The organism is Streptomyces aquilus, assembly GCF_003955715.1.
Taxonomy (GTDB): domain Bacteria; phylum Actinomycetota; class Actinomycetes; order Streptomycetales; family Streptomycetaceae; genus Streptomyces; species Streptomyces aquilus.
This window is the reverse complement of record NZ_CP034463.1, coordinates 1,019,784-1,034,941: the sequence shown is the minus strand read 5'-3', so window position 1 is coordinate 1,034,941 and position 15,158 is coordinate 1,019,784. Positions and strand designations below refer to the sequence as shown.

14 protein-coding genes are annotated in these 15,158 nt (G+C 73.7%); 3 read left to right on the top strand and 11 right to left on the bottom strand.

What is annotated here, in order from left to right; genetic code table 11:
* Positions 1–2: 2 nt before the first annotated feature.
* The 11 genes from EJC51_RS04915 to EJC51_RS04865 all read right to left on the bottom strand — a co-directional run bounded on the left by EJC51_RS04915 (position 3) and on the right by EJC51_RS04865 (position 11,836).
* Positions 3–536 carry a VOC family protein gene (locus EJC51_RS04915; protein ID WP_126269874.1) on the bottom strand — a complete coding sequence of 178 codons (534 nt, stop codon included), beginning with the start codon at positions 534–536 and terminating at the stop codon, positions 3–5.
* 66 nt (positions 537–602) lie between these two features.
* Positions 603–2,180, bottom strand: coding sequence for an ABC transporter ATP-binding protein (locus EJC51_RS04910; protein WP_126276820.1), 1,578 nt, complete (start codon positions 2,178–2,180; stop codon positions 603–605).
* 68 nt (positions 2,181–2,248) lie between these two features.
* Positions 2,249–3,070 (bottom strand): ABC transporter permease, encoded by an 822-nt coding sequence (locus EJC51_RS04905; protein ID WP_126269873.1) that lies wholly within the window; start codon positions 3,068–3,070, stop codon positions 2,249–2,251.
* Complete coding sequence (locus tag EJC51_RS04900; protein WP_126269872.1) at positions 3,067–4,020, bottom strand: ABC transporter permease; 954 nt, start codon at positions 4,018–4,020, stop codon at positions 3,067–3,069. Before EJC51_RS04900 ends, EJC51_RS04905 begins: the two co-directional genes overlap by 4 nt.
* Positions 4,017–5,582, bottom strand: a complete 1,566-nt coding sequence (locus EJC51_RS04895) for an ABC transporter substrate-binding protein (protein WP_126269871.1) — start codon at positions 5,580–5,582, stop codon at positions 4,017–4,019. Before EJC51_RS04895 ends, EJC51_RS04900 begins: the two co-directional genes overlap by 4 nt.
* A 22-nt stretch (positions 5,583–5,604) precedes the next feature.
* A complete protein-coding gene (locus EJC51_RS04890) occupies positions 5,605–6,393 on the bottom strand; it encodes a class I SAM-dependent DNA methyltransferase (protein WP_126269870.1) in 789 nt (262 codons plus the stop codon).
* A gap of 12 nt (positions 6,394–6,405) precedes the next feature.
* The gene (locus tag EJC51_RS04885) at positions 6,406–7,647 is read right to left on the bottom strand and encodes an MFS transporter (RefSeq protein WP_126269869.1); all 1,242 of its coding nucleotides are present in this window, start codon (positions 7,645–7,647) and stop codon (positions 6,406–6,408) included.
* Entirely contained in the window at positions 7,631–8,680 is a 1,050-nt protein-coding gene (locus tag EJC51_RS04880; protein WP_126269868.1) for a dipeptide epimerase, read from the bottom strand. Before EJC51_RS04880 ends, EJC51_RS04885 begins: the two co-directional genes overlap by 17 nt.
* Positions 8,677–9,753, bottom strand: coding sequence for a PLP-dependent cysteine synthase family protein (locus tag EJC51_RS04875; RefSeq protein WP_126269867.1), 1,077 nt, complete (start codon positions 9,751–9,753; stop codon positions 8,677–8,679). Before EJC51_RS04875 ends, EJC51_RS04880 begins: the two co-directional genes overlap by 4 nt.
* Entirely contained in the window at positions 9,750–10,583 is an 834-nt protein-coding gene (locus EJC51_RS04870; protein WP_126269866.1) for a Rossmann-like domain-containing protein, read from the bottom strand. Before EJC51_RS04870 ends, EJC51_RS04875 begins: the two co-directional genes overlap by 4 nt.
* Positions 10,580–11,836, bottom strand: a complete 1,257-nt coding sequence (locus EJC51_RS04865) for an ATP-grasp domain-containing protein (protein WP_208870688.1) — start codon at positions 11,834–11,836, stop codon at positions 10,580–10,582. The genes EJC51_RS04870 and EJC51_RS04865 overlap by 4 nt, the downstream gene beginning before the upstream one ends.
* Before the next feature lie 204 nt (positions 11,837–12,040).
* Between EJC51_RS04865 and EJC51_RS04860 the strand changes: the two genes are divergently transcribed.
* The 3 genes from EJC51_RS04860 (at position 12,041) to EJC51_RS04850 (ending at position 15,069) form a co-directional block, all read left to right on the top strand.
* Positions 12,041–13,528: an alpha/beta hydrolase gene (locus EJC51_RS04860; protein ID WP_244362497.1), complete on the top strand. Its 1,488-nt coding sequence runs from the start codon at positions 12,041–12,043 to the stop codon at positions 13,526–13,528.
* A 167-nt stretch (positions 13,529–13,695) separates the two neighbouring features.
* Positions 13,696–14,508 (top strand): SDR family NAD(P)-dependent oxidoreductase, encoded by an 813-nt coding sequence (locus tag EJC51_RS04855; RefSeq protein WP_126269864.1) that lies wholly within the window; start codon positions 13,696–13,698, stop codon positions 14,506–14,508.
* Positions 14,509–14,628: 120 nt separating this feature from the next.
* Complete coding sequence (locus tag EJC51_RS04850; protein ID WP_126269863.1) at positions 14,629–15,069, top strand: pyridoxamine 5'-phosphate oxidase family protein; 441 nt, start codon at positions 14,629–14,631, stop codon at positions 15,067–15,069.
* The last annotated feature ends 89 nt before the right edge of the window (positions 15,070–15,158 follow it).

The window sequence follows — 15,158 nt, the reverse complement described above, 5'->3', positions numbered from 1 at the left end:
AGTCAGTCGCCGCTCCTGACGGGCGCGCTGCTGCGCCCGCTGCGCCGACCGCTGAGCTCCGCGTCCAGCGTCTCCTGGGCCACGCGCATCGCCTCGGCGTACACCGGCTCGCGCAACCGCTGCCACATCTCCGCCTCGGGCACGTCCTCCACATGGCTGACCACCCACCAGATGTTGCCGAACGGGTCCTTGATACGGCCGCCCCGCTGCCCGAAGGCGTCGTTCGTCACGGCGGTGACCACCTGGCCACCCGCCGCCAGGGCCCGGGAGAACGCCTTGTCGGCGTCGGCGACGAAGACGCGCAGCAGGCTCGGCATGACCGGCCACTCCGCGCGGCGGTCGAAGGCGAGCACGACCGTGTCGCCGACCCGGATCTCACCATGTCCGATCAGCCCGTCCTCGGTCACCACCCGCCCGAGCTCCTCACCTTCGAAGGCCTGGGCGACGAAGTCGAGAAACGCCCCCGTGTCATCGGTGACGACCCAGGGGGTCACGCTGGTGTAGCCCTGGGGAGCGGCAGTCCTGTCCTCGGTCATGGTGTTCCCCTTCGTCGGTGGTGCTGGATGCTTCGACGGTAGGCCGCTATTAGGTCGGTTTCCGTCCTAGACGGCCGATGTCGCTTGGCCGGTCCTACGACGGGCCGTGCTCTCCAGGAGTGACCGGGTGAACGGATGGCGGGGCGCGGTGAGGACCCGGTCGGCCGGACCCTGCTCGACGAGTTCGCCGGCGTCCAGGACGGCGATGCGGTGGGCGAGTGCGGCGGTGTCCAGGTCGTGGGTGATCAGGACGAGGGACAGGTCGTCGCCGCGGTCGTGGAGCAGGGTGGTGAGGAGGTCGAGGATGCCGCGCCGGGTGACGGTGTCCAGGCCGGAGGTGATCTCGTCGCAGACGAGGACGCGGGGGCGGGCCAGCAGGGCGCGGGCGAGGGCGGCTCGCTGGAGTTCACCTCCGGAGAGCCGCCCCGGGCGTCGGCGGGCGAGATCCTCGTCCAGGCCGAGGCCGGCCAGCGTGGCCAGGGCTTCCCGCGTCGCCGCGGCGGGGTCGGTGCCGCGCAGCCGTACGGCGGTGCGGGCCACCTGGTGCAGCACCGGCCGGTGTTCGTCGAAGGCGGCGCGCGCGTCCTGGAAGACGTACTGCACGGCCGCCAGCTGCGCGCGGCTGCGACCGCGCAGGCTGCGCGGCAGCGGGGCGCCGTCGAGGAGGACTCGGCCGTCGTGGTCGCGGTGGAGTCCGGCCAGGCAGCGGGCGAGGGTGGTCTTGCCGCTGCCGGAACGGCCGACCACGGCGAGGCACTCGCCGTGGTGCAGGTCGAGTCGGGGCGTCCGCAGCACCTCGGTCGTGCCGCGCACGGTGGTGTCGCGGTGGCGGGCGACCAGGTCCCGGATCTGGAGGACGGGCCGCCCCGTTGAACTTGCCTGTGTCGGGAACTGCGGGTGTCCGGCGAGGAGTTCGCGTGTCCACGGATGCCGTGGCGCCGACCAGAGGCGCTGCGCAGGACCCGATTCCACGACCCGGCCCGCCCGCATGACGATCACCTCGTCGGCGAGCGCCCGTACGACGTCCAGGTCGTGGCTGAGCAGGACGACGGCGATGCCGCGGGCCGCGACGGCCGCCAACTGCTCGACGACGCGGCTCTTGGTGAGGGCGTCCTGGCCGGTGGTGGGCTCGTCCGCGACGATGATCCGGGCACCCAGCAGCAGGGCCTGCGCGAGGACGACGCGCTGCTGCTGTCCGCCCGAGAGCTGGTGCGGGTGACGGCGCAAGAGGGCGTCGGCGTCCTGGAGTTGGGCCTCGGCGAGCGCGTGCAGGACTCGTTCGCGGGCCGCCGTCCGGCGCCGCGCTCGCGGCAGATGGCCCACCTGGGCGCGGGCGATGTCGGTGAGGAGCGCGGAGATCCGGCGGGCGGGGTTGAGCACGGCCGCGGGATGCTGCGGGACGTAGCCCACGGGGTCGTCAGTGGCCCGGCGCACCTCGCCGGTCACGCGGGCCCCCGGCGGGAACTCCCCGAGCAGGGCCAGCCCGGTGGTGGTCTTGCCGCTGCCGGAGGCGCCGACCAGGGCGGTGACCTTGCCGGGCACCACCCTGAGCGTCACGCCGTCGACGATCGCCCTGCTGCCGATCTCGACCCGCAGCTCACGCAGCTCGGCCAAGGGTTCTTCGGCGACGGGCTTCGGAGGCAGCGGTTCCTCGGCGAGGGGCTGCGTGTCCGAGCGCTCCCCGCCCCGCCCCGCACTGTCGTCCCTGTGGTTCACGAGCGTGCTTCCCTTCCCGCGTTTCGACCCCGGTCGCCCCCGAGCGCCGCGTCGAAGAGGAGATTGGTGCCCATCGTCAGCGCGACGATCAGCAGGGCGGGGACGACGACGGCCCACGGCTGGACGAACAGGCCCGTACGGTTGCGGTCGACCATGACCGCCCAGTCGGCGGCGTCCGGAGCCACCCCGACCCCGAGGAACGCCGCCGTCGCGACCAGGTACAGCACACCGGTCAGCCGCGTCCCGGCGTCCGCGGCCAGGGTGCGCAGGATGGACCGGCCGACGTAGCCGACGGCCATCCGCCACCACGTCTCGCCCTGCATGCGCAGCGCCTCGACGGCCGGGCGGGCGGCGGCCTCCGCCGCGGCGGCCCGGACGATGCGGGCGGCGTCGGGCACGTTGACCAGCGCGACCAGCAGCGCGAGCCCCACGGCCCCCGGCGAGAACACGGTCGCGGCCAGCAGGATCAGCAGCAGGGACGGCACCGCCAGCAGGACGTCCAGGGGCCGCATCAGCAGCTCCTCCAGCCAGCGGCGGTGCGTGAGCGCCCCGGCCAGACCGACCGGGAGCGCGACGAGGTACGACAGCGCGGTGGCGGCCAGCGCGGTCAGCACGACCGGCCGGCCCCCGTGCAGCACCTGGCGCCACACGTCCCGGCCCACGAAGTCGGTACCGAGCCAGTGACCGTCGCCCAGCGTGAACGACAGTGCCCGCGGCCCCGGTTGACCCGCGAACGTCGGCCCCAGCAGGGCGATGAGCAGCGGTACGGCGATGACCGCGACGCCGAGCGCGAAGCGCCCCGTACGCACCGTGCTCACGCGGCCACCCCCGCCCGGGGCGCCAGCCGGTGGGCCACGAGGTCCGCGCCGAGGTTGATGACGACGGTCAGCACGCCGAACACCACCGCGAGCCCCTGGACCACCGGCACGTCGCGTTCGGCGACGGCGTCGAGGAGCACGGTGCCGAGGCCGGGGATCACGAACAGCGCCTCCACGACGATGACGCCGCACAGCAACCAGTCGACGGTGCGGGCGAGTTGCTGGACGGCGGGGGCGAGGGCGCCCGGCAGCGCGTGGGTGTAGTGGACGCGGAGGGCCGGGATCCCGTAGCGGCGGGCCTGCGCCACGTACGGCGAGGCCAGCGCGTCGATCATGCCCGCCCGTACCAGCCGGGACAGCGAGCACACCGGCCGCGCCAGCAGGACGAGCACCGGCAGGACGAGTGCGGCGGGGTGGCCGAGCAGGTCCGTGCCGTAGCCGACGGCGGTCGGTGGCAGCCACGCCAGTTGCAGCGCCAGGACGGTCACCAGCAGCACCCCGAGGGCGAACTCGGGCACCGCGTACACCGCGAGGGTCACCGAGCTGATCAACCGGTCGGCCGGCCGCCCCTCGTGGCGGGCGGCGAACACGCCGAGGCCGAAGCCGAGGGGTACGAGCAGCGCCAGGGTGAGCGCGGCCAGCAGGAGGGTGGGGCCGAAGCCGTCGGCGATGTACTGGCCGACCGGGCGGCCGGAGACCAGCGAGGTGCCGAGATCGCCGTGGAGCAGTCCCGCCGCCCAGTCGGCGAGCCGGTCATGGGCGGGCTCGTCGAGGTGCATGGTCGCGCGGATCGCCGCGATCCTGGCCGGGTCGGGCTGGTCCCCGGCCAGGGCCACGGCGGCGTCGCCCGGCAGCGCCTCGGTGAGCGCGAAGACCAGCAGCACCACGGCCACGGTCTGCGCGGCACCGAGGAGCAGCCGCCGGGCGACGAAGGAACGCAGTCCGCTCACGCCAGCCAGACCTTGTCGAAGCGCGCCCAGTCGAGCGTGTTGGCGGGCGCCTTCGCCTCAACACCGCGCACCGTGCGGGCCGTTCCGAGGATCCAGTCGGCGAACCCCCAGATCAGGAAACCGCCCTCGGTGTACAGGCGGCGCTGCATCCGGTCGTAGACGGCGGCCCGCGCGGACTCGTCGCGGGTGGACTGGGCCTGCTCGTAGAGCGCGTCGAAGTCCTTGTGCCGCCACTTGGTGGCATTGGTGGTGGAGCCGGTGAGTAGCCGCTGGGAGATGTGGGCCTCGATGGGCATGGCGCCGGAGCGGTAGCAGCACAGGGTGCCGTTGTCGAGGATGTCGGCCCAGTAGGAGTCCTTGCTGCCCGTCTTCACGTCGATCGTGACACCGGCCTTTGCGGCCTGGTCGCGGAAGATGCTCGCGGCCTCGGTGAACCCGGCAGCGACGGCCGAGGTGTCCAGGGTGACCTTGAGGTTCTCGGCGCCGGCCTGCCTGAGCAGGGCGCGGGCCTTGTCGAGATCCTGCTCGCGCTGCGGCAGGGAGTCGTCGTAGTACTCGTACCCCTTGCCGAACAGGTCGTTGCCGACCACCCCCGCCCCGGACAGGGCCCCGTCGACGAGTTCCCTGCGGTCGGCGATGAGGAAGAACGCCTGGCGTACGCGCGGGTCGTCGAAGGGCGGCCGGTCCGTCTTCATGCAGAACGCCTGCATGGCGCTGTTGCGCAGCCGCACGATCTCGATCTGGCCCTTGCCCTCGTGCGCGCGGGCCGTGGTCGGGTTGAGTTCGTGCGCGTACTCGACCTGTCCGCCGAGGAGCGCGTTGACGCGGGCCGACTCCTCGTTGGCCACCACGAATTCGAGCTCGGCCAGGTGCGGGGCGCCCTCCCAGTAGGCGTCGTGGCGGCGGAAGACGGCGGAGCGGCCGGGGGCGAAGGAGACGAACCGGAACGGCCCGGAACCGATCGGCTTCTTGTCGAAGTCGGTGGCCTCGGCGGGGACGATGTACGCCCCGAACGCGGCCAGCACGTTGGGGAATTCGGCCGTGGGCCGCTTGAGCACGAACTCGATCGACCGCTGCCCCGTGGCGCGGCTGGCGTCCAGGTCGATGGGCTCCAGGGACGCCTTGGCGCGGAACGCCTGGTCCGGGTCGGCGATACGGCGGTAGCTGTAGAGGACGTCCTCGGCGGTGACGGGCTTGCCGTCGTGGAAGGTGGCCTCGCGCAGGGTGACCTGCCAGCGGTCGAGGGTCTTGTTGGGCTCCCACTGGGTGGCCAGCCGGGGCTGCGCGGAGAGGTCGGCGCCGTAGTCCGCGAGCTTGTCGTACAGCGCCTTGGCGCGGGCCACGTCGGCGAAGAGGTTGGCCAGATGCGGGTCGAGGGTCTCGCTGGCGCCGCCGCCCGCGAACGCGGCACGCAGCCGCCCACCGGGCTTGGGCGCGCCGTCGCTCTTGGCGTCGCTGTCGCCGTCGGCGGTGCCGCAGCCGGTGGTGAGGGCGAGCGCGCCCAGTGAGGTGGCGGCGAGGAAACCGCGTCGGCGCAGGCCGGGATGACGTTCGTCGTACATGGAGGTTCCTTGAAGTGTGAGATCAGGCGGGGGAATGGAGGCGTGCGACGAAATGCAGCCGGTCCGCGTCCGCCGTGTCGCCGGGCAACTGGCCGGCCTGCCACGGGGGTTCGGTGCGTGGGCCGGGTCCGTCGTGGAGTTCGAGCACCTCGAAGCCGTGCGCGGCCAGCAGGTGCCGTAGCTCCTGGGGGAACAGCAGCCGCCACGCCGAGTGCTGTGCGACCGGCTCGGAGCCGTCGTCCGCGGTCCAGACGCGGACACGGCGCAGGAGTTGGGCCGTGCGGTCCACGGTGAGCGTGGTCGTGGAACGGTGGACGGTGCCCTGCCAGGTGACGGAGTTGGCGGTGGGCGTGTCCAGCAGGTCGGTGCGGCCGAGGAAGTAGGCGCCGTTGCGCAGCTCCGCGACCAGCAGCCCACCGGGCGACAGGGCCCGGCGGCAGGAGGTGAGGAACGCGTCGAGCTGGGCGTTGGTGTGGCAGTACAGCAGCGCGCTGTCCAGGCACACCACGGCGTCGAACCGGCCCACGTCGAACCCGTGCAGGTCGGCGTGGACGTACGCGGGCCCGGGATGGTGGGTGCGGGCGTGGGCGAGCATCGCCTCCGACAGGTCGGCGCCGGTGACCGTGCGGCCCACGCCGTGCAGGTACGCGGCGTCGCGGCCGGTGCCGCAGCCCATGTCGAGGACGCGCGGTCCGGCGCCGTGCCGGCGCAGGCAGTCCTCCGTCCAGCGTCCGGCCAGCCGGTCGGGGTCGGGGAAGCGGGCCTCGTACAGCTCGGGGTGGTCGGTGAGGAGGTTGCGCGGACCAGTCATGCGGTTCCCCCCTCAGACCGTCGCCGGTACGGCGGGTCGCGACGGCGTCGGCAGCGAGCCCGCCCGGTGCAGCCAGGCCACCGCCAGCGCCGACGCCAGCCCGAACACCGCGCAGCACGCCCACGGCAGCCAGGCGGCGCCGCGCTGCCCGGTGTCCATGGCCCAGCCGACGACGGTGTTGCCGACGGCGGCGGCGATGCCGGACACCACGTAGAAGATGCCGAAGTAGGTGCCGGTCAGCTCGCTGCGGCCGAAGCCGGGGATCAGCTCCATCACGAACGGCTGGGCGACCATCACCCCGAGGTAGAGCAGCAGCGCGCCGGCCAGGACGGGCAGCGTGCGCAGCACGGGATGGCCGGAGGAGCCCACGACCAGGGCGGGCGGCAGGAACGCCACCGCCATCAGCCCCAGCCCCGTGGCGATCCAGCGCGCCCTGTTCCCGCGCTCCTTGAGGGCCCGGGTGACGCGCAGTTGCAGCGCCAGGTTGGCGAGGGTGCCGACCAGGAAGACGAGTCCGGCGGCACCGTCCCAGCCGGTGGCCCGCCGGGCGCCGTCGGGCAGCAGCAGGTACAGCTGGTTCTCCAGGGTGAACATGCCGACCATGGCGAGCGCGAAGGCGAGGAACGCCCGGTTGCCGAGCACCTCGCGCCAGTCGGCGAGCACGGTGCCCTTGCTGGGCTCGACCTCCCGGGCGGGCAGCACCAGGGCCTGCGCGACGGTGAGCACCGCGAAGATGCCGGCCGCGGTGAGCGCGGACGTACGGAAGTCGACGAGCAGCAGCGCGCTGCCCAGCAGCGGGCCGACCAGCGCGCCGGTCGTGGCGAACACGTTGAACAGGGCGAACGCCTCCGCCTTGCGCTGGTCCGCCTCCTGCGCGAGGTACGTCCGCACGGCGGGGTTGAACAGCGCCCCCGCCAGCCCGCTCAGCACGGACGCGGCGAGCAGCACGGTCAGATCGTCACCGAGCGCGAACAGCGCGAACCCGACGGTCCGCAGCGCGCATCCGGCGATGATGACCCCACGCGCGCCGAGCCGGTCGGAGGCGGAGCCGCCGATGATGAACAGGCCCTGCTGGCTGAGGTTGCGCACCCCGAGGACGATCCCGACGACGGCCGCCGACATGCCCAGGTTGTCGGTGAGGTGCGTGGCGAGGTAGGGGATGAGCAGGTAGAAGCCGGTGTTGACGCCGAGCTGGTTGACCAGCAGGAGCTGGACGGCGAGCGGGAAACCGCGCATCTCACGCCACGTCCTCATATGCCCCCACCTCCTCAACTCCCAGTCCAGGGCGACTGCTTGCGCGGACGACGCCGTCCTCACCGCCGATGCCGGTCCACGGGTCGTGGGCGAGCAGCAGATGACCGTCGAGGTCGGTCCAGCGGGCCCGGTCGGCCAGGTGGACGGCGGGCGCGAGACCGAGGGAGCTGGCGGTGAGGCAGCCGAGCATGAGGTCGGTGCCGCTGGCGTCGATCGCCGAGGCGATCCGCAGGGCGGCGCGCACTCCACCGCACTTGGCGAGCTTGACGTTGACGCCCTGCACACGTCCGGCCAGACGGCGTACGTCCGTCAGGTCCACGGCGTCCTCGTCGGCGATGACCGGCAGCGGTGAGCGCTCGGCCAGCGCGCCCAGCGCCTCCGGGGTGCCGGGCGGAAGCGGCTGCTCGACGGCCTCGACACCGATCTCGGCGAACCGGGGGAGCAGCGCCTCGGCCTGGGCCGGTGTCCAGGCGCCGTTGGGGTCGAGGAGCAGCCGGGCCCGGGGAGCGGCGTCGCGGATGACGCGGACGCGCTCCACGTCGTCCTCCGGGTCGGCGGTGCCCGCCTTGACCTTGATGACCTCGAAGCCGCTCGCCGCGAGGCGGCGTGCCTGCGCGGCCGCGTCGGCCGGTGCGGTGATCCCGATGGTGCGGGCGGTGGCGGCGACCGGGGGCTCGGCGGTGCCGAGGAGCCGGTGGAGGGGGAGGCCGGCCCGCTTGCCGACGAGGTCGAACAGGGCGGCCTCGACGGCGGCGGTCACGGCCGGGGGAGTGTCCGGGTTCGTCAACTCGCCCTCGTACAGGGCGCTTTCGGGATCGGGGAAGCGGGTCAGGGCCGTGCCGGCCGCTGCGAGGAGTCGTTGCAGTGTGGCGGTGTCGAGTCCGTAGTAGACGCTGGTGACGGCCTCGCCGTGACCGGTGACGCCGTCGTGTTCGACGGTGAGCCACACGGCGTCGCGGGCGGACAGGGTGGAGCGGGAGATGCGCAGCGGCTCGGCGAGTGCGAGGCGTACGGTGCGCAGACTGGCCTTCACGGGGTCCTTTCCAGGAGCAGGGGATCGGTGACTCGGGTGCAGCGGACCCAGCCGGTGGCCTCCGCCGCCCGGGGGTGCGGGATCTCGACGGGGCGGGTGGCGGCCGTGGTGAGGTCGAGGCCGTGGGCGGTGGCGAAGTCGTCGTCGTAGACGGTGCCGAGGTAGCGGTGCGGGCCGTCGGGGAACACGGTGGCGACGACCGCGCCGGGATGGACGCGGGCGGCCCAGGCGGCGACGCGGGCGGCGGCTCCGGTGCTCCAGCCGCCGCTGACGAAACTGCCGCGGGCCAGGCGCCGGCAGCTGTCGACGGCCTCGGCGGGGCCGACCCAGTGGACCTCGTCGAAGGCCTCGTAGGCGACGTTGCGCGGGTGGATGCTGCTGCCCAGGCCGCGCATCAGCCGGGGCCGGGCGGGCTGGCCGAAGATGGTGGAGCCGGTGGAGTCCACGCCGATCAGCCGCAGCGCGGGCCAGCGGCGCCGCAGCGGGCCGATGATGCCGGCGCTGTGGCCGCCGGTGCCGACGCTGCACACCAGGATGTCCAGATGGTCGAGCCGGTCGACGAGTTCGGCGGCCAGCGAGGCGTAACCGGCGCTGTTGTCGGGGTTGTTGTACTGGTCCGGCCAGTACGCGCCCGGCAGCACCGCCAGCAGTTCCCGCAGCCTGGCCAGCCGTGCGGCCTGCCAGCCGCCGCTGGCCGCCGGACGGTCCACGATCTCCAGCCGTACGCCGTGGGAGCGCAGCAACTGCCGCATGGACGGCTCCAGTTCGCTGTCGCCGACCAGCACGACGGGGTGGCCGAGGGCCTGGCCCGCGAAGGCCAGCCCGATGCCGAGCGTCCCCGAGGTCGACTCGACCACCGCTGCCCCGGGCCGCAGTTGCCCCCGCTGCCGGGCGCCCAGCAGCATCGACACGGCGGCCCGCGCCTTCATGCCGCCCGCCGCGAGCCCTTCGAGCTTGGCCCAGAACCCGGGGTGCGGGCCGGGCAGTTCGGCGGTGACGCGGACCAGGGGAGTGCGGCCGAGGAGGGTGAGCAGTTCCGGGCGGGCGACGGGCAGGACGGCCGTGGTGGTCATCGCCCGCCCTCCGGGCCGCCGGTGTAGCGATGGACGACACCCGCGCCGCCGTCGAGCCAGAAGAACGGGTACGGCTCGGCGCACACCGCGCTCACCCCGTGACCGAGGAGGCGCGGCAGCACGGCACTGCCGGTCTGCGCGAACGCGACCAGCTGCTTGCCGTACGTCCGCGCGTGCTCGCGCAGCGGATCGAAGGTGCCGTTGCCGAGTGTCATCCCCGACACCAGCAGCGCGTCGCAGCGGCCGGCCGCGGCGAGCGCGTCCACGACGACAGCCTCGCCCCACTCGGTGCGCCCACCCTTGAGGTCGCACGGCACATAGCGCAGCCCGCGCGAACGCAAGGCCTCCAGGAGGGAGTTGACCACCCCGACCACCAGCACCCGCGCGCCCGTCGGCACATCGAGCAGCCCGATCACGGCCTGCGCCCGCGCGCGGGACTTCTCCAGCGACGTCCCGGCGGGCAGCGCGGCGGGCCTGGCCCCGTGCTCCGGAGTGTGCGGGGTGACGTGCATCAGATAGGCGTCCAGCGCGGCCACCCGCACCGGCAGCAGTGGGTGGGCCAGCAGTGTGGCCACGTCGGCGCCGACGCACTCCTCCACCGCCCCGTCCGGCAGGGCGCCGGGTTCGACCGCGCAGGAGCCGACGGCCGCGCCCAGCCGCAGACTGAGCACCTCGTTGCGATAGCCGGTGCCGCGCCCCTCGTGCCGTACCGCCTGCCGCGTGGTGAAGGCCACGGCGATGCGCTGCGCGGCCGGGTCCGGGCCCAGCTCCCCGGCGCGGGCGCGCGCGAGGAGGCCGTCGAACGTCAGGGTGTCGGCGACGGTGGTCATCGGATCACCAGCCCGGAGCGCAACTCGCCGAGCAGGGCCTCGACCCGGTCGCGGGCGCCGAGGCCCGCGGCGTCGGCCGCCATGACATGGCCCAGGTACTCGTTGTTGCTGCCCGCCGCCTTCACCTGCCGGCCGGGCTCGGCGACCTGGAGATCCAACACCCCGGGCGCGCCCCGGAGTTCGGCGCCGTCCAGCGCTTCGAGGGTGCCCGAGGCCTCCGGCACCAGGAAGCCGATGGCCGCGCTGCGCACTCCGGTGGCGCCGCCGCGCAGATCGGGTGCGCGGCCGAGGGAGACGTCCACGAAGGCGGCGGCCAGGTCGATGCCGGTCACATGGCGGACCAGCTCGGTGATGCGGTTCCCGGCGGGGCGCGGGTTGACTTCGACCACGCGGGGACCGGCGGAGGTCAGCTTGATCTCGGTGTGCGCCACGACCCCGTCGGTGAGGCCGAGGGCCTTGAGCGCGGCGAGCGCGGTGTGTTCGGCGGCCTCCGTGTCGGCGGCGGACAGGGCGGCCGGGAACATGTGCCCCGTCTCGATGAACGCGGGCGCCCCGCCGATGCTCTTGTCGGTCACGCCCACCACATGCGCCGTCCCGGCGTACGACACGGTCTCGACGCTCACCTCGGGGCCGTCCAGCAGCTCCTCCAGCTGCACCGCCGGATCACGCCGCTGGCCGCGTGCGTTGACCGGGAACTCCGCCAACGCACGCACGGCAGCCGCCAGTTGCTCCTCGTCGTCCACGCGCCGCACATACATGCCCGCGCACAGGTCGACGGGCTTCACCACCAGCGGATAGCCGATCTCCCGCGCGGCCCGCGCCAGATCGGCCCATTCCTCGTGCACGGCGTATCGGGGCCCGGGCACGCCCGCCTCGGCGAGGACCCGGCGGGTGGCGTCCTTGCGGCAGGCGTTCTCGACCGCCTCGGGGCCGGGACCGGGCAGGCCCAGCTGTCCGGCGATCCGTGCCACCGCCGGCAGGTAGTAGTCGCAGGAGGTGAGGACGCCGTCGAAGCGCAGCACCGCGTGCAGCCGCTCGATCTCGGGCAGCAGGGCGTCGGTGTCGTTGGTGTCGGCGGTGATGACGTTGCGCGCGCCGAGCAGCGGGTGGGCGGCGCCCTCGGGCGCCGAGCGGAGGTAGTGGTGCAGATCGCGGGTGAGGAACGTGAACTCGTGCCCACCCTCCCGGATGGACCTCGGCAGCAGTCTGCTCATCGACCCGACCCAGCTCTCGACCATCAGCAGATGAGCCACAACTCCCCTTTTCGTGCAGTGAGTTCAGGATTCAGGGCAGCCCGGAGAGGCCCTCGGGCGGGAGGGGCCGGGCCTTGCGCTCAGACAAGCTATCGATAATCATTTTCATTTACCAGTCCCTTACCGGACCGATCCATGGCCCATCGCTGCCTCTGGCCGTGCCGCTGCCCATGGCCCTGCCACCCCCCCCGCCCGGAGAACTCCTTGTCCCGTCGCACCACCCTGCTCGCCACGCTCACGGCCGCGGCCGCCCTGCTGCCCGCGGCCCCCGCCCAGCCCGCGGCCCCCCTCCGTCCGCCGGTCCCGCACTTCGGCGCCTGCCCCGACTCCGTCCCGAAACCCGCCGCCCCCGACCGCGTCGAATGCGCCCGCGTCAGCGTCCCGCTCGACTGGAGCCACCCCCGGGGACCCCGGATCGAGGTGGCGATCTCCCGTGTCCCCGCCTCCGGCACCCCGGCCGAGCGCCGCGGCGTCCTGCTGGTCAACCCCGGCGGCCCGGGCGGCTCCGGACTGCCCTACGCGGTCACCAAGCGCGCCAAACTCCCCGAGAGCGTGCGGCGTTCGTACGACGTCATCGGCTTCGACCCACGCGGCACCGGCCGGAGCGCCCCGGCCGACTGCGGCCCCATGGGCGGCCTCTTCGACAGCCCCGGCGCCGACCCCGTCCCCGTCGGACCGGCAGCGGAACGGGCCTACCTCGCCTCCCTGCGCGCCATGGCCGACGACTGCGCGGCGCGCGAACGCCACGTGCTGCCGTACTTCTCGACGGAACAGATCGCCCAGGACATGGACGCGATACGCGCCGCGCTCGGCGAACCGGCGACGAACCTTCTCGGCGTCTCCTACGGCAGCTACCTCGGCGCCGCCTACGCCGCCCGCTTCCCGCAGCGCACCGGCCGCATGGTCCTCGACAGCGTCGTCGGTCCCTGGGACTGGTACGACTTCGACGTCCTCCAGAGCCGGGCGCTGCTGCGCCAGCGCGACACGTTCTTCGCCTGGACCGCCGCCCACGCGGACCGCTTCACCCTCGGCGCCGACGCGGCGGCCGTCCGCCGGGCCTACCTGCGCGTCCGCGACGGGCTCACCGCCCACCCGGTCGCCGGCTTCGGCCCCGCGGCGTTCGACCGTGCCGTGTACCGGGCCCTCGGCCGCACGGAACGCTGGACGGGCCTCGCCGACGGCCTGGGCGCCTACCTGCGGGACGGCACCGTCGACACCCTCCGCCCCGCGTCCGCCTTCGACAGCCCCGACTCACGCACCTACGAGGCCGCCAACCGCCTCACCAAATGCGCGGACGGCCCCGGCCCCACCCCCCAGCGCATCCTGGCCGACATCCACGAGACCCGGCGCGCGGACCCCCATCCCGTCCTGACCGGCATGGAGGCGTCCACCTGCGCCTACTGGCACCACCGCCCCGCCCACCGCACCCCGCTCGGCAGCCCTGACGCCCCGCCCCTCCTCCTGGTGGCCTCCGCGCACGACCCGGTCACCCCCATCGAGGGAGCCCGACAACTGCGTCACCTCCTGCCCGGCTCCCGTCTGATCACCCTCGACGACGACTATTCGCACGGCGTCTTCGCCAGCCGCGGCAACACCTGCGTGGACCAGACCGCGGCCGCCTACTTGATCGACGGGACGGTGCCGACGACGGACGTCCACTGCACGGGCCCCGGGCTGCCAGGAGTGTCGTGACAACACCACGCGGCGGCCCGGCCCACCCGAGCCGCCGCCAACGGCTCAACCTCGTCTCCGCGCTGTGGTGTTGGCGGCGTTGACCGCCGCGGCGCAGGCGAGGATTCTTCTGCGGGGCCGAGGTATGTCGCCTACGAACCCCCGCGAGCCATTCCCCGGGAGTCGACGTGACCGGAAGCAGGCAGGGCGGCACCACCGCGCACACCGTTCTCGTGACGGGGGCCGCCAGCGGCATCGGCAGACATGCGGCCCTCACCTACGCCCGCCGCGGCCATCCGGTGGCGGCCGTGGACATCGACGCCGGGCGCCTCGCCCAACTGCCCCAGCGGACAGGCCTGCACACCTTCGTCTGTGATGTCGCGGACGCCGATGCCCTGGAGCGAACCGTTGAGGACGTCGAGGCCGCAGTAGGAACACCGACGCGTGTCGTCCACAGTGCCGGCATCGCCCGCGTGGGGCGGCTCCTTGACCAACCCCTTGCCGACATCGAGCAGTTGGTGCGCGTCAACTACCTCGGCAGCGTCCAGGTGGCCCGAGCCGTCGTGCCCCGCATGGCCGCCGGCGGTGGCGGCGCCCTGATCCTCGTGGCGTCCATCGCCGGATGGGTGCCGATGACATCGGTGGGGGCCTACTCCGCGTCCAAGGCCGCCGTCGTCGCGATGGCCGAGGTGCTCGCCCGGGAGTGCGCCGACAGTGGCGTGCGGGTGGTGTGCGTCTGTCCGCCCGCCGTGGAGACACCGATGCTCACCGCGATGCAGCGCGACCACCCCGACCTCATCAGCGACGCACCGGGCATCCACCCCGACGTCGTGCTGCGCGCCGCCGAGCGGGCCCTGGCCAGGCGGCGCATCCTGGCGTTCCCCGGCCGCGGCACGACCACCCTGTGGCGGGCCCGGCGACTGGCCCCGCTGCGGGTCACCAGCCTGCTGGAGGCGGTCCTGCTCAAACAGCTGAGCAAGGAGCGCCGGGCAGCCGAGTGACAGGGCCGTTGTCCGGAACATCCGGGACTGACGGCCCTTCGCGCTCGATGCCCGTTCGCCGACCATGGATGGACGACGTGCGGCGCACGCCCGCCGTTTCCGGCGAAAGACGGTCTGGCCATGTACCCCAACGACGGATTCCGCGAACTCGAACGGCAGGAATGCCTGCGGCTGCTGGCCGAGGTGCCCGTGGGCCGGATCGTCCACACCCGCCAGGCCCTGCCCGCCGTGCTGCCGGTCAACTTCTGTCTGGACGGCGACGGCGCCGTGCTGCTGCGCACCGCGGCCGCGTCGGAGCTGGTGCGCGCCATCGACGGCGCGGTCGTGGCCTTCGAGGCCGACCAGGTCGACGCCGGCACGCACTCCGGCTGGAGCGTCGTCGTCACCGGCGCCGCCTCGGTCGTCAGGGACCCGGCCGAGCACGACCGTCTGACCCGCACCGGTCCGCGCTCCTGGGTGCCCTCGCCCGAGGAGGTCTTCGTCCGGATCGAGCCCGACCTCGTCACCGGCCGCGCACTCGTCGGCGGCCGCACGCTCTACGGCCTCCCCCTGGCGGACTGACACCGGCCCGTATGGCCTTGCGAAGGGGGCCGAACGGGCGCCCCACCGGGTGCGCGTGGCCCCTGCCGGGGACGCTGCGGGCGGACCAG

What these genes read in the sequence shown, in the direction of transcription:
- EJC51_RS04915 (WP_126269874.1), bottom strand. Translation starts at nt 536, where the DNA reads ATGACCGAGGACAGGACTGCCGCTCCCCAGGGCTACACCAGCGTGACC.
- EJC51_RS04885 (WP_126269869.1), bottom strand. Translation starts at nt 7,647, where the DNA reads ATGAGGACGTGGCGTGAGATGCGCGGTTTCCCGCTCGCCGTCCAGCTC.
- EJC51_RS04850 (WP_126269863.1), top strand. Translation starts at nt 14,629, where the DNA reads ATGTACCCCAACGACGGATTCCGCGAACTCGAACGGCAGGAATGCCTG.
- EJC51_RS04895 (WP_126269871.1), bottom strand. Translation starts at nt 5,582, where the DNA reads ATGTACGACGAACGTCATCCCGGCCTGCGCCGACGCGGTTTCCTCGCC.
- EJC51_RS04875 (WP_126269867.1), bottom strand. Translation starts at nt 9,753, where the DNA reads ATGACCACCACGGCCGTCCTGCCCGTCGCCCGCCCGGAACTGCTCACC.
- EJC51_RS04890 (WP_126269870.1), bottom strand. Translation starts at nt 6,393, where the DNA reads ATGACTGGTCCGCGCAACCTCCTCACCGACCACCCCGAGCTGTACGAG.
- EJC51_RS04870 (WP_126269866.1), bottom strand. Translation starts at nt 10,583, where the DNA reads ATGACCACCGTCGCCGACACCCTGACGTTCGACGGCCTCCTCGCGCGC.